We start from the raw sequence: 14605 nt of genomic DNA, 5'->3' as shown, positions 1-14605 counted from the left end.
TTCTTTCCCGTTGAGACGCACGTCCGTGCGTCTTTACTGAGAATACTATCGTATTTTTAGTTCCTGGCCTACGGCGATATTATTATCTCTCAGTCGGTTTACCCTTTTGAGGGCATCGACTGTCGTATTATACCTTTTGGAGATGGAGTACAAGGTATCGCCACGTTGCACGATATGTGTTCTGTCGTTATTCGAAACGATTTGTTTCCTTGCTCCTGAACTGCCGAGTACCTGCTCGTCATACGTATATAGCCGGTATTTGTCTATCAGGCTTATGAGTTTTTGCGGATACCTGGGGTCGGTGGCATATCCAGCTTTTCGCAATCCCTTGGCCCATCCGTGATAATCGTCTTTGCGAAGGTCAAACAGGGAGGCATATCTGCTTCTGCTGGTGAGGAAAAGGGAGTGATCGCGATAAGAGGTCATAGGGTGATCGTACTTCCGGAAGCATTCTCCTTTTTCATCATCATCGTGATACTCCATGCCACCGGACCAGCCCGTATGACATTTGATACCGAAGTGATTATTGGTTTTCAGTGTAAGTTCTCCCATACCCGATCCGCTTTCCAGGATTCCCTGCGCGATGGTAATACTTGCCGGAATACCGAATTCCCGCATTTCGTCCTGTGCGATGGGAGCGAACATTTCGATATATTCTTCGGTAGAACCTATCCGCATACGGGTAAAACCTGTGCTTTTTTTGATATCATCATCTTTTTTTACCGATGTTTTGGGCTCTACCCTTACCGTTTTGGTCTTGTCAGCGTTTCGTTTCCTGGCAGCTTTTTTCTTGGAACCACAGGAAGAGGCTACCAGCCCCAGAATGATAAGTGCAAATAATATTTTTCGCATGCGTTTGTTGGTTATCTTATTGTCCTTTTACACCAGGTACAGGATTATAAATATTGATTTTTATCGTATAAGAGGCAGTTTCTTTTTCAGCAGTACCGTGTTCATGCCGGGAATTCCCTGTAAGCCCCCTGTGTGAACGGCAAGTATTTTCGAGCCGCTCTTAAAATAACCGTTGTTTACGAGTTTTAGTATACCGTACAGCATTTTGCCCGTATAAACCGGATCCAGCGGAACCCCGGTCTTTTGCCTGAAATCGTTTATAAAACGAACCAGCTCTTCATTTACTTTGGCATATCCGCCGAAATGGAATTCACCGTGTAAACACCAGTTATCTTTCTGCGCAAATTTACGAATATCATCGATTAAAAAATCACCCTTCAGGGCCGGGAATCCCAATACTTTCTGATTATCTCCGGAACTGTTTATCAATCCTGCAATAGTACCTCCCGTACCAACGGCGCAACAAATATAATCAAAGTCCGTATCTCCGGAAGTCAGTATTTCTTCACACCCCTTTACGGCAAGCAGGTTGGTGCCTCCTTCGGGAAGCAGGTAAAACGAACCGAATTCTTCCTGCAGGCCGGCTGTGAATTCCGGGGTGTCCTTCCGGCGAAAATCGGATCGGGAAACAAATTTAAACTGCATTCCTTCGTTTTCAGCAAAAAGGAGAGTAGGATTTTCGCCTGTTTTTTCACAAAGTTCTTCTCCGCGAATAACTCCTATGGTCTTAAAGCCGCATTCTTTGCCTGCTGCCGCTGTTGCCGCAATATGATTGGAATAGGCCCCGCCGAAAGTAAGAAGGGTATCGTAGCCTTTCTCCTTTGCTTCCAGTAGATTGTATTTCAGTTTTCGGAATTTGTTTCCCGACACAAACGGATGTATAAGGTCTTCACGTTTTATTTCCAGCCGTATCTTTTTCTGCCGGAGAATGTCCAATACTATTTCCTGGTTCAAAATATATCTGTTAGCAATACAAATGTAGGGAAGAAGGAGCAGGAAGCAAAAAAGAGAAAAGCCCCGGATAGAGATCAGTTTTCTGTACTTCCGGGGCTTTTCCCGATGATAATATTTATATTTTATTCATTTTACCAAAAGGCTGAATGGAACTCCGGTGCAGGGAATCGGCCTTTCGTATCATATCCTCAAACATTCTGTGCCGATATTCCATCCGTTGCCGGAACAGGCTGTCATTACTGAAAGGATGGAAAAAGGTAGAATCGGAAGGAAAGGAGTTGAAGAAATCTTTTCCGAAGGTATCCGGTATGCCAGTGCCGAAGTTTTGCCGGAAATGATTCATCAGGCTGTCCACAGTTTCGGGAGACAGTTCCGTTCCGCCCGAAGAGAACGACCAGGTGTAGGTGGAATCCATACGGATAACATTGCCGTTTTCGTCTACCTCTTTGTCTACTTTCCAGCTTTCCTGTGGTTTCGGAACACTGGTTTTGGCCTGTTCCTTAGCATTCAGGCCCGAATCATTACTTTGGGAAGTTTCTTGTCCGCTACAGGAAACCATTGCGAACAGAGCTGTGCATAGAAAAATAAATGGTCTCATTTCTTAATGTTTTTTTACTGAAAAATACAGCAAAAAAAGTGCCATTCAAATGTTAATAACTATTAAAAATATAGCGCAAAAATTGCCAGGGATTCCTGGTTCTCAGGTAGTCGTAATTATTTTCATTGGTATAGGCTTCTCTTTCGAAACTGATGTTCTTGTATGCGATGTAAGCGTTGCGGTATTTTATCAATCCGACGAGCCATTCTATGCCGTACACCAGGTAAAAAGGGAAGATCAGAAGTTCCAGTTGTTGCCGCAAATGAATCCTCTCGTGGTTGAGAAGTACCGGGTCATTTTTCAGTTCGGGGGTTTTGAGAAATATTACCGGCCAAAGCGTTAAGCCTACGTAGCGCTTCGGAAACAGGTATTTGGAAATTAATATCATACGTCGCTTTCAGAAATGAAATCAAAAAATTACCTTTGTAAATATAACAAGATATGTACCAAACTATTGTGCCTCTAACAAATAATTAGGAGAGTCCGGATATTGGTCTTGTCGATTTTCAGGATTTGATAAAAAAAATTATCCCCATAGAAGAAGGAGATTACTACCTGTCGCCGGAAGGGTATAAGGTATTTACGGAGCAGTATCACCGAAAAAGAGGGTATTGCTGCGAAAGCGGATGCAGGCACTGTCCTTACGGATATGACAGGAAAACCAATACAAAGCGTTGATGGACAAGGGTAACATGCAATATAAAATAAAAATTGTCTATACGGACCACGGGGTGGATATATAAGGTGCCCTTGGTTTTTTATTTACCTGTCCGTGACCTTTACGGAGTTTTCTGTTATTCTGACTAATAATCTTATTATCTCAATTCATTATAATTTAATCCCATTAAATGAGTCTAATTCCCCAATGCCTGTCCTTGGTTTATCGAAGGGCTCTGCATCGAAATGGGCTAAGGTTTGTTCATTTGAATGCCTCGCGGTAGTTGATTATGGTTTGTATAGGGTATGTACTGTATACCCGGTTATACTGCTTAATCTTATTATCCACTGCCATTTCAAGATTAAATATCGGAGGGAATTCTACGGAAATTGCCAGCTTTTCCATCATATGATACCAATGTAAATCACGTTCCGAAACGGAAGGACATGCTTGTGCCAAAAGAAAAGAAACTGGCGTTGCAAAATGCCCTGCGTTACTTTGATAAAAACACCACGCTGCCTTGTCACCGGAAAAATACGGGGGGGATATATATGTGCTGTTTTCGTCCGGATTATTTTGGATAAGCATTCACAACGGCGGAGGTGTCGGTTGGGGGAGAGGTGATAAACGGCGGATTCGGCATGGTTCTTGATAGTACAAAAGAGGCTGTAAACCGCTTGAAATCCATGTTGTTCCGGGAAGTGAACAATAGTATCGCAAGACGCAGCTGGGGTGCGGAATGGAGAAGCCGTTGTTGCTATAAACAGGGCAATGCAGGCAGAACCACGTTTAAAAGTAACGCTCCCCAACCAGGTAGATGATATACTTTTCTGAAATATTTAACAGCAAAGAAAAGTGTGCTTGTAATGAAAGCCCGAAGGAAATTTGTATTTTTATAACAGGAACCTGATATATTCCGGATATAGAAATCCGGGAATGAAGTACACACCAAGACTAAACACGATTAATCTTAAAAAAAGCAGTATGAAAGCAATAAAACTATTACCGGTACTCTTGCTGGCGGTTGTTACGGGGGCCTGTTCTTCGGTCCGGGTGGCTGCCGATTATGACAAACACGTGAATTTTGATACGTACAGATCTTTTGCCTTTTTTAAACCGGGGGTAGATAAAGCGGAAATATCCGACCTCGACAAAAAGAGAATACTCCGTGCCATTGAAACGGAGTTGATAGCAAAAGGAATGACCAAGTCCGATAACCCGGATATGCTTGTCAGTATTTTTACTACAGAGAAAGAACGGGTGGATGTATACAACAACTACGGCTGGGGTTGGGGCTGGAATCCCTACTGGTGGGGAATGGCCTATCCTAATGTGTCTACTAGTACAGAAGGGTCACTTTTTATCGATTTTATCGATGCTGGAAAAAACGAGTTGGTATGGCAGGGTAAAGGCACGGGATACCTTACACAGCGAATGGATAAAAAAGAAGAGCGGATCAATGAATTTGTGAAAAGTATACTGGAAAAATATCCTCCCGGAATAGAAACCAGGACTGCTAAATAAACCGGTTGGAATAAAATACGATATTTTAAGAACCCCTGTGGCACTACCGCAGGGGTTTTTTTATACTTTTTGTTGAGAAAACAATCTGTTGTATTGGAAAATGTTGCGATAATGTTATTTAGCAGTGTTTTTTAGTGCCGGTATAGGTGTTGTTGAGTTAAAATATTATATTTATTGCTAAAATAAAGAATTTGCCTGATGACATCGAAGCAAAGAGCAACAGCTTACTGGAAGGAGAACATTAAATACCTCTCCGTTCTTCTCTCCATTTGGTTCCTGGTATCCTACGGAGCGGGAATACTATTCAAAGATCTTTTAAATCATATTCGCATAGGTGGTTTTGAACTCGGGTTCTGGTTTGCCCAGCAAGGGGCCATTTACGTTTTTGTGATACTCATTTTCGTATATATCCGGTTGATGAATAAGCTGGATAAGAAGTACGGGTATGATAAATAATACCTACAGCCATGCAGATATAGGTATGGCAGACTCTCCCTTTTTTAAGTTTCCGGAGGATATTCGGAAGGGACAAATATCATAAACAGTATATCCGCCGATGAAGATCCGGTACAGGGATGTTTTTTTCATGCTTCTTTGTTTGCAAAACATATAAATACAACCAACCATGAGTGTACAAGTCTGGACGTATGTCTTAGTAGCTATTTCATTTACCATTTACATCGGTATTGCCATATGGTCCCGTGCGGGGTCCACAAAAGAGTTTTATGTTGCGGGAGGAGGAGTTTCCCCGCTCGCCAACGGAATGGCTACTGCCGCAGACTGGATGTCCGCGGCCTCTTTTATATCTATGGCCGGGATTATTTCCTTTATGGGATATGACGGTGCGGTATACCTTATGGGGTGGACAGGTGGATATGTGCTTCTTGCATTGCTCCTGGCCCCTTACCTTAGGAAATTCGGTAAATTTACCGTTCCGGATTTTATAGGAGACCGTTATTATTCCGCTACAGCGCGTACAGTAGCGGTTTTATGTGCTTTATTGGTGTCCTTTACCTATGTAGCAGGGCAGATGCGCGGTGTGGGAGTGGTCTTCTCCCGCTTTCTGGAAGTGGATATCAATACCGGGGTGATTATAGGTATGGTGATCGTACTCTTTTACGCGGTGCTGGGAGGGATGAAGGGGATAACCTATACCCAGGTGGCCCAGTATTGTGTTTTGATATTTGCTTTTATGGTGCCCGCCATTTTTATTTCCATTCAGATGACAGGAAACCCTGTCCCGCAACTAGGTATGGGAGATACGCTTGCAGATGGCTCCGGGACATACCTGCTGGATAAACTGAACGGATTGTCTGAAGAACTGGGGTTTGCCAAATATACGGACGGAACCAAAAGTATGGTTGATGTCTTTGCTATAACCCTGGCCCTGATGGTGGGGACGGCAGGGTTGCCCCATGTTATCGTCCGCTTTTTTACCGTACCCAAAGTGAAAGATGCCCGGAAATCAGCCGGACTGGCCTTGCTTTTTATTGCTATTTTGTACACTACGGCACCTGCGGTTTCCGTTTTTGCCAGGACCAATCTTATAGAGACTGTCAGTGACCGGAACTATGCGGATATGCCGGAATGGTTTACGAACTGGGAAGCTACAGGGCTGGTAGCATTTACGGATAAAAATAAGGATGGTCGCATACAGTACCTGGCAGATGAAGAAGCTAACGAACTACATATAGATAATGATATTATGGTACTGGCAAATCCGGAGATTGCCCGGTTGCCCAACTGGGTGGTAGCCCTGGTTGCCGCCGGGGGGCTTGCCGCAGCACTTTCTACAGCAGCCGGGTTGTTACTGGTAATCTCCACTTCGGTAGCACATGATCTGATAAAAAAACAAATAAAACCCGGTATATCGGATAAAACCGAATTATGGATAGCCAGGGGCAGTGCTGCAGTAGCGGTGATAGTGGCGGGATATTTCGGGATTAATCCGCCCGGATTTGTTGCGGCCGTGGTAGCCCTGGCATTCGGTCTGGCCGCGGCTTCGTTTTTTCCGGCCATCATTCTCGGTATCTTTTACAAGCGGATGAACAAGGAAGGAGCAGTGAGCGGTATGATAGCAGGTATATTGCTGATGTTGTTCTACATGATGAAATTCAAATTCGAAATGTTTGGTGGAGGTAGTGAAGAAGACTGGTGGTTCGGTATTTCCCCGGAAGGGTTCGGTATGGTGGCTATGATCGTCAATTTTATCGTAGCCCTTCTGGTAAACAGCTTTACTCCCGAACCCCCGGAAGAGGTACAGGAGATCGTAGAAAATATCCGTATTCCAGATGGAGAGGAAAATGCGGTTTCGCACTGATCCGTAGCCCTGAAAACACGGTGGTTTTATAAAAACTATTTACAGATCGTCAATTGTTCGGATGACAGTTAAGATTATAAGATAAAAATATGTCTGAAGAAGATTTTAATTATATATTTGATATGTTTTTGCATTTTCAGACGATAAAATAGCAACAAGCGAATACAATTAATAATACAATGTCAACAATGAAGAAACCATCAGGGCGATCCCGTTTCGTGCATCCTTGGGGTACGATAACGCCAGGGTACGGCCTGTTTCTGATTCTTTCGGTTGGCATGGATACAGTGCAACTATAAAAAAGAAAAAACTGACTATGGGTGTTTACGAAGTAAAGAGTTTGGAACAATATTTTAAGGTATACAAGAGATCGGTCCGGGAACCCAGGAAGTTCTGGTCTAAAGTAGCCGAAGACTTTGTCTGGTACAAAAAATGGGATAAGGTACTGGAATACCGGCTCGAAGAAGCGGAAGTAAAATGGTTTGTGAACGGAAAGCTGAATATAACCAAAAACTGTATAGATCGTCACCTGGCGAAACGCGGCGATAAAACCGCCATTATTTTTGAACCCAACGACCCGAAAGAACAGGCAGAACACATAACGTATAACGACCTGTATAACCGGGTGTGTAAAATGGCCAATGTACTTCGGGACCAGGGAGTGGAAAAAGGGGACAGGGTGTGTATTTACCTGCCTATGATCCCTGAGCTTGCCGTTACCGTACTGGCATGTGCCCGTATCGGTGCTATTCATTCTGTTGTTTTCGCAGGTTTTTCGGAAGCTGCCCTGGCTGCCAGGATACAGGATAGCGGGTGTAAAATGGTAGTAACTTCTGACGGTGGATTTCGCGGAAATAAAACTATAGACCTCAAGGGAATTGTAGATGATGCCCTGGAGACTTGTCCGACTATTAACACGGTACTGGTAGTAAAGCGTACCAATGCGGATATCCCGATGAAGGAAGGTCGTGATGTATGGCTGGCCCCGTTGCTTGAAAAAGCTTCCAGCGAATCTATTGCAGAGGTAATGGATGCCGAAGATCCGTTGTTTATCCTGTACACTTCCGGATCGACAGGAAAACCGAAAGGGATGCTGCATACTACGGCAGGATATATGATCTATACGGCGTATACCTTCAAAAATGTATTTCAATACGAAGAAAAAGATGTGTTCTGGTGTACGGCAGATATAGGCTGGATCACCGGGCATTCTTATATTTTATACGGACCTCTTGCCAACGGGGCCACTACGGTAATGTTCGAAGGAGTACCTTCTTATCCGGATTTCGGAAGGTTCTGGGAAGTGGTAGACAAACACAAAGTAACGCAATTTTATACGGCGCCAACCGCTATCCGTGCCCTGGCCAAGGAAAGCACGGACTGGGTTACCAAATATGACCTGTCTTCTTTAAAAGTACTCGGGTCGGTAGGAGAACCTATCAACGAGGAAGCCTGGCACTGGTATAACGACCACGTGGGAAATAAAAAATGCCCTATCGTGGATACCTGGTGGCAAACAGAGACAGGAGGACTTATGATATCGCCCATCGCATTTGCAACACCTACCAAACCTACATATGCAACACTACCTTTGCCGGGAGTGCAGCCGGTACTGATGGATGAGAAAAGGAATGAAATAGAAGGGAATCAGGTTGTCGGGAATTTGTGTGTCAAATTTCCTTGGCCCGCTATGGCAAGGACTATCTGGGGGGACCATCGCAGGTATAAAGAAACGTATTTCTCCGCTTTTCCCGGTAAGTATTTCACCGGTGACGGGGCCCTCAGGGATGAGGTAGGATATTACAGGATCACCGGAAGGGTAGACGATGTGGTTATTGTTTCCGGGCACAACCTCGGTACGGCACCTATAGAAGATGCTATAAACGAGCATCCGGCGGTAGCAGAATCGGCCATTGTCGGATTCCCGCACGATATAAAAGGAAACGCGCTTTACGGCTTTATCATTCTCAAGGAAACAGGGGAGACCCGGAACAGGGAAAATCTTACCAAAGAGATCAATCAGTATATTTCCGAACATATCGGACCTATTGCGAAACTGGATAAAATACAGTTTGTCAGTGGTTTGCCTAAGACACGTAGCGGTAAGATCATGAGAAGGATACTTCGTAAAATAGCATCAAAAGACACCAGTAATCTGGGAGATACTTCCACCTTGCTCAATCCGGAAGTTGTTGAAGATATTATAGAAAATGCGGTCTGATTATAATGGCATGCGGATGGTTATTACCGCCGCATGCCTTTGTTTTTCCAGCCGTAATTAAACTTTTTATCTATGACTAAAACGATAGGCCTGATCGTCGGGCCTTTATTGTTTGTTATTCTGTTGCTCACCTTGCAATTCGACAGCCTGGAACCCGGAGCTCCTCAGGTTGTTGCGCTGGCAACATGGATGGTGGTCTGGTGGATTACGGATGCAGTTCCCCTACCCGTAACGGCATTGCTGCCCCTCGTGCTTTACCCGGTTTTCGGGGTTTTTACCATGGAAGAAGCTGCCGCGCCCTATGCCAGTCCTATTGTGTTTCTGTTCATGGGAGGTTTTCTCATAGCCCTGGCCATGGAAAAACAAAACCTGCATCGCCGTATCGCCCTGAATATACTCAAAGTTACCGGTACTAATGCCAATGGTATTATTCTCGGTTTTATGCTGTCAACCGCCTTCCTCAGTATGTGGATATCCAATACGGCGACTGCCGTAATGATGCTGCCTATAGCATTGTCTATAATAAAACTCCTGGAGGAAGGAAAAGGGGACGGTCAGGATAAGGGATACCGTCGCTTCAGACTTGGTCTGATGCTGAGTATAGCCTACGCAGCAAATATAGGTGGAGTAACAACTATCGTAGGAACACCTCCGAATGTGGTTTTCGTTGGGTTTATGAAGGAGTTTTACGGGCAGGAAGTGGAATTCGGCCGGTGGTTGCTTATCGGGATTCCCGTTTGCACTGTTATGCTCCTGATCACCTATTTGATGATCACCAGGGTGCTCTTCAAGCATAATTTAGGGAGGCTGGATGGTTCCGGGGCATTGGTACAGACAAAACTCCGGGAATTGGGAAAGATGAACCTGGCAGAAAAACTGGTGGCTATGGTATTTTTCCTTACGGCCTGTAGCTGGGTGTTCAAGTCGCAGATCAACGGTTTGCTGGGCGGTGCTTATCTCAATGATACCATCATAGCAATGGGGGGAGGAATGCTTATGTTTGTAATGCCCGTAAAGCTCAGAACGCATGAATATGTGCTTAACTGGAGCTATACGGAAAAACTGCCGTGGGGGATACTCCTGTTATTCGGTGGTGGTATATGTCTTGCCAAAGGACTGGAAAGTACTGGAATTGTAGAGTTTATAGGTAATGTGATTGCAGGCGATGGCAGTATGCCTTTGTGGCTCCTTATTCTTCTGCTTACGGCATTTACCCTGTATGTTACGGAACTGATGAGTAATGTGGCGCTTGTGGTTATTTTTATGCCTATTGTGCTCGGTATAGCAAGGACACTGGATATCAATCCCATGTACCTTGCCGTTCCGGTGGCTATAGCTTCGAGTTGTGCCTTTATGATGCCCATATCCACGCCACCTAATGCCATTGTGTTTTCCAGCGGGTACATCAAAATGTCCGATATGGTCAGAGCCGGATTTTTCCTGAACCTGATCAGTGTGATCTTTTTGGTTATCGCTGCCTTGACCCTCGTACATTGGGTTTACGGATAATACGGATTTACTCACTAAGTGTCCCGATAATCCCGATAACTATCGGGATGCTCCGAGGTCGTTGACTTTCGAAGGTGTTTGCCTGTCCAGGTAAATATAATTCATCAGGAAGAAAACGGCCAATGCACCGAAGCTATGCCAAAGCCAGTGCGTTCCCATATGAAGGAAATCGGAACGGATATCCAGATACCTGCAATATATGGCTGCGGAAAAGCTGAAAACTGCCAGAAGTACCCACAATCCATACTGGAATTTTGTAGAGTAAAGATATAAGGTTATGGGTAAAACGACGCCCAGGGCGGAAGCTATATAACCCATGGAAATGGAAACATTTCCCGGCCAGTTTATAAAACGGGCACCGAACATCAGTAATAAGACAAGGCTTAGCAAGCCAAGCCTGGACCAGCTGTTTTTACCTGTTTTTATACAGAAATATGCAGAAGATGCCAGGCATAGCAGGACGATGGGAACCCAGTCCAGTAATAACCATATTTCATGACTTCTTGTGGCATGATAAACGGTGCCGCCGATGAAGCCTATAAACAATATAGGAAGTACAAGAGCAAGGAATATATGTTGGTTGTAGTTTCTGCGGATCTTTAAGGTGAAATGGATAATGATTACCAGAAAAAGAAAATTACTCAGCGTATTGAACGGTTCAACCGGAAACCTTCCTTCCAGGGTTTCTCTGTAAATGGGGCCACTGTCATTGGGAAAATGCAATAAGAAAGAAATTGTTTTCATCTTGACGGATACGACAATATTTTGATTTGCTCAGTGAATGGATTTATAGATAATTACAGAAATATGCGGTTCTGATTTGTAAAACTGAAATTACTGAAATATTCCGTAGTACTGACCATTTTTTCCCGGAAATTTGTTTTTGGGATTGTTAAAAATATCTTCTTCATTCTGGAGAATTCAAAACAGTTCCCTGGTCTTGTAAATACCTTTTTTCTCCAATCGGGAAAGAATTTTCAGGAATACGAGGGCAGTGATATAGGCATCACCGGTGGCGGTATGGCGATCGTTCCTGGCAACATTCAGCGTTTCGGCCAGTTCGTCGAGAGAATAGTTTTTATTGTAGTCTATTAGATTGGAAGTTATTCTGGACCTGGTGTAAAGCGAAGACGTGTCCAGAACCCTGTTTTTCAGACGGGGCAGACCGAGGCGTTTAAGGGCGGTGTTTATCATGGTCAGGTCAAAATTTGCATGGTGTGCCACAAGGACAGTATTGTTTGTGTAAGCGAGAAATTGTCGTATAGCCTCTTCTTCACTTATGGCTTCCACACGTCTGTCTTCCCGGAGCAGCCCGTGTATTTTTACGGTTTCCGGGTTGAATGTGTCCTGTTGTATGTATACTTCAAATACATCAGCTATGGAAATGGTGTTATGTAATACGGGTACCGCACCTATGCTGAGTATTCTATCCGATTTATAATTAAACCCTGTGGTTTCCGTGTCCAGTACTACAAACCTGGTGTCCGATATTTCCGGTTTGGGCTTTTCCCGAAAACTCTGTTCGTAAGCTGTCCAGTATTCCGGGTAATCCGTTCGTTTTTTTCTAAAGAAGTTAAACACCTTATCTCTTTTTTTCGTCCTGATTATTTGATTTTATGACATGCTATCCCTGTTTTTTCACCATTTCTGTCCGTTGTGAAAAATATATAGCGGTCTCCCCCTTCTTTTATATCGAACTTTTTCCGGATCCGGGCTACGCTTTCCGGGAAATTACGGATAGTAATGTTGGCCTGGCTGTTGCCAAATACTTTTTTTATAACCTTTTTATTATAGACGTACCGTTCGGTTATACGAAAGGTCCTGCCCGGAAAATCCGGATAAAGATCTTCCGAAGTGTACAGGTGAGAGTGTTGGTGTAGTTTCGCCAGGCCTGTTTTTTCGGAGAGGGATTTAAAACCTCCCGATTTCATAATGGCCGCATTCGGTTCGTACAGGTATTGTTGCGGTAGGGAGTGAAAAACTTTCGCATCACTTTCCCTGTCCTTTTCGAAGTCGAATTTCTTTTCTTCCTCCCCGGTAATATTTACTGTTTTTAAGATACAGCCCCCGGAAAAACCTTTTTTCAGAATCCAAAGTAATTCCTTTACCTCGTTGTTGACGGCTACTATATGTATTTCTTTCACAAAACGAAGTTCCTGGAGGCCACTTGTAATGTCAAGAATAGGGGAGGTTTTAAGAAGTATGTTTTCGGAGCGGGAGAAGAGCAGGTCCAGGTGAGTCGGGATATCGGGAAGACAGTCGACAAGCATAAAAACTTTTCCTTTGGCGTCGTTTCTACGGGACGGGTCCGCATAGATCCAATGGAACTGCATTCCGGATTTTTCCAGGTAACCGATGCCATCCCCGGCAACGGAAGTTATATTCTTATCTCCGAGAATGGCGAAGTTATGGGATGCGATTTCCGACAATTCCGGATTCATTTCACAATGAAAAACGCGCTCGAACTTCTCCGCAAAAAAGTGGCAGTCCACGCCAAAGCCCCCGGTAAGGTCGATAAGTGTTTTTCCGGCTATAAGTCCGGCTTTATATTTTGCCGTCGTTTCCGAGGAAGTTTGTTCGACAGATAGTTTCGGAGGGTAATAAATTTCAGGAGTATCAAACCATGTGGGCAGCTTTTTTTCTGCCTTTTTTCTGGATTCCAGTTGGTTGGCAATTTCCTGCATGCTAACTTCCTGAAAAGGACTCTTTTTTAGTAGAAGTGACACAATGTCAGTACCGTTGTTTTTCTGTATAAAATTTTGTATACCAGTATTTAATATATATTTATTCAAAGTATTACTATAGGTTTTTAGTCAGGGACTTAACAATCTTGTTTTCTTCGAGAAATTCTTTTAAAATTACCTTTATAGCCGTGTAAACGGGTACGGCTACGATCATTCCGGTAACCCCGAAAAGCAATCCTCCTATAATGATGATCAGAAATATTTCCAGGGGATGTGATTTAACGCTGTTGGAAAAAATAAAAGGCTGACTGATAAAATTATCGAAAAGCTGACCAAGGATAAATCCGACGAGGACATATATGCTTTTCGGCAATATTACGGTGCTGAAATCTTCACCCAGATTACCGGTCATTGTGAGGATGATCATAAGGGCACCACCAATAAGCGGGCCTATATACGGGATCAGGTTCAGCAGGGCACAAAGGAAGGCTATAACGATGGCATTCGGAATACCGAGAATAAGTAAGATCAGCGTATAAATAACAAACAGGATGAGTATCTGAAGAACCAGTCCGATGAAATACCTGGACAACAGGTTCTTGATTTTTTCCATAGACCGCCGGGCTTTATCTTCCTTATTATCGGGTACCAGGGTAAAGACCGATGCATCGAAGAGCCTGCTGTCTTTCAGGAAAAAGAAGGAAATAAAAATGACGGAAAACAATCCTGCCCCGAAATTACCGAGTGTGCCCACCAGGGAGTTCAGAAAATTCGGAATAGCAGATATACCCAGATCGGAAAACAGGTTGAAATCCTGTATGGATTGGGATATATCTATCTGTCGTATGGCAAAATATTCGGTTATTTCCGTGTATAAATTTTCCAGATTTTTCTGAAGTTCGTTTATATTCAGTAGGGAAAGGTTATGCCCCTGTTGAAGGATAAGCGGGACGAACATAGCTATGAGCCCTACCAGTACACATACCAGAAGGGTCATGGTGATTACGACAGAAATGGTATTGCCGAATTTCAGTTTGTATTTAAAAAAACGTACTATGGGACGTCCGATAAGAGATATAACCACCGCAAAGGCGATATATATCAGTACGGATTTGATCTTGTGCAGGAAAAGAAGTAAAACGGTTATTCCGGTAAGTATGCCTACAGCCCGGAGAATCCCGTTCGCGATGGTTTTTGAATTTGTCATACATGTTTTTTTCGCTTTCCGAAGGCCAGGGTTTCCGTCGGAAAAAGTAAATGTAATGATTTTCAATTTTAGAATAAA

General features: G+C 43.7%; 14 protein-coding genes and 1 pseudogene. 7 read left to right on the top strand and 8 right to left on the bottom strand.

Annotated elements, in window-relative coordinates; genetic code table 11:
* Window positions 1-45: 45 nt before the first annotated feature.
* From ACVBDU_RS05850 to ACVBDU_RS05835, 4 genes are all read right to left on the bottom strand, one after another.
* Window positions 46-852 (bottom strand): glucosaminidase domain-containing protein, encoded by an 807-nt coding sequence (locus ACVBDU_RS05850; protein ID WP_447178825.1) that lies wholly within the window; start codon window positions 850-852, stop codon window positions 46-48.
* A gap of 60 nt (window positions 853-912) precedes the next feature.
* Window positions 913-1806, bottom strand: a complete 894-nt coding sequence (locus ACVBDU_RS05845; protein WP_447178824.1) for a 1-aminocyclopropane-1-carboxylate deaminase/D-cysteine desulfhydrase — start codon at window positions 1804-1806, stop codon at window positions 913-915.
* A gap of 115 nt (window positions 1807-1921) precedes the next feature.
* On the bottom strand, window positions 1922-2404 hold the full coding sequence (locus ACVBDU_RS05840; protein WP_447178823.1) for a hypothetical protein: 483 nt from the start codon (window positions 2402-2404) through the stop codon (window positions 1922-1924).
* A gap of 52 nt (window positions 2405-2456) precedes the next feature.
* Entirely contained in the window at window positions 2457-2792 is a 336-nt protein-coding gene (locus tag ACVBDU_RS05835) for a hypothetical protein (RefSeq protein ID WP_447178822.1), read from the bottom strand.
* A 128-nt stretch (window positions 2793-2920) separates the two neighbouring features.
* On the opposite strand from ACVBDU_RS05835, the gene ACVBDU_RS05830 reads away from it, so the two are divergent.
* From ACVBDU_RS05830 to ACVBDU_RS05800, 7 genes and pseudogenes are all read left to right on the top strand, one after another.
* A complete protein-coding gene (locus ACVBDU_RS05830) occupies window positions 2921-3082 on the top strand; it encodes a C1orf53 family protein (protein WP_447178897.1) in 162 nt (53 codons plus the stop codon).
* 548 nt (window positions 3083-3630) lie between these two features.
* Window positions 3631-3896 (top strand): annotated as a pseudogene (locus ACVBDU_RS05825) (urocanase-related protein); the annotation flags it as partial.
* A 150-nt stretch (window positions 3897-4046) separates the two neighbouring features.
* The gene (locus ACVBDU_RS05820; protein WP_447178821.1) at window positions 4047-4586 is read left to right on the top strand and encodes a DUF4136 domain-containing protein; all 540 of its coding nucleotides are present in this window, start codon (window positions 4047-4049) and stop codon (window positions 4584-4586) included.
* A gap of 198 nt (window positions 4587-4784) precedes the next feature.
* Window positions 4785-5042, top strand: coding sequence for a DUF4212 domain-containing protein (locus tag ACVBDU_RS05815; protein WP_447178820.1), 258 nt, complete (start codon window positions 4785-4787; stop codon window positions 5040-5042).
* Between the two features lie 169 nt (window positions 5043-5211).
* The gene (locus ACVBDU_RS05810) at window positions 5212-6906 is read left to right on the top strand and encodes a sodium:solute symporter family protein (protein ID WP_447178819.1); all 1695 of its coding nucleotides are present in this window, start codon (window positions 5212-5214) and stop codon (window positions 6904-6906) included.
* Between the two features lie 316 nt (window positions 6907-7222).
* Window positions 7223-9127, top strand: a complete 1905-nt coding sequence (gene acs, locus ACVBDU_RS05805) for an acetate--CoA ligase (protein ID WP_447178818.1) — start codon at window positions 7223-7225, stop codon at window positions 9125-9127.
* A 72-nt stretch (window positions 9128-9199) separates the two neighbouring features.
* The gene (locus ACVBDU_RS05800; protein ID WP_447178817.1) at window positions 9200-10636 is read left to right on the top strand and encodes an SLC13 family permease; all 1437 of its coding nucleotides are present in this window, start codon (window positions 9200-9202) and stop codon (window positions 10634-10636) included.
* A gap of 39 nt (window positions 10637-10675) precedes the next feature.
* Here the strand turns inward: ACVBDU_RS05800 and ACVBDU_RS05795 are convergent, their stop codons facing one another.
* The 4 genes from ACVBDU_RS05795 to ACVBDU_RS05780 all read right to left on the bottom strand — a co-directional run bounded on the left by ACVBDU_RS05795 (window position 10676) and on the right by ACVBDU_RS05780 (window position 14527).
* Entirely contained in the window at window positions 10676-11380 is a 705-nt protein-coding gene (locus ACVBDU_RS05795) for a hypothetical protein (RefSeq protein ID WP_447178816.1), read from the bottom strand.
* A 177-nt stretch (window positions 11381-11557) separates the two neighbouring features.
* Entirely contained in the window at window positions 11558-12217 is a 660-nt protein-coding gene (locus tag ACVBDU_RS05790) for a 3'-5' exonuclease (RefSeq protein ID WP_447178815.1), read from the bottom strand.
* Window positions 12218-12240: 23 nt separating this feature from the next.
* A complete protein-coding gene (locus ACVBDU_RS05785; RefSeq protein ID WP_447178814.1) occupies window positions 12241-13362 on the bottom strand; it encodes a THUMP-like domain-containing protein in 1122 nt (373 codons plus the stop codon).
* A 73-nt stretch (window positions 13363-13435) separates the two neighbouring features.
* Entirely contained in the window at window positions 13436-14527 is a 1092-nt protein-coding gene (locus ACVBDU_RS05780; RefSeq protein WP_447178813.1) for an AI-2E family transporter, read from the bottom strand.
* Between the last annotated feature and the right edge of the window lie 78 nt (window positions 14528-14605).

The organism is Sinomicrobium endophyticum, from assembly GCF_052983315.1.
This window is presented reverse-complemented; position numbering and strand designations above follow the sequence as displayed.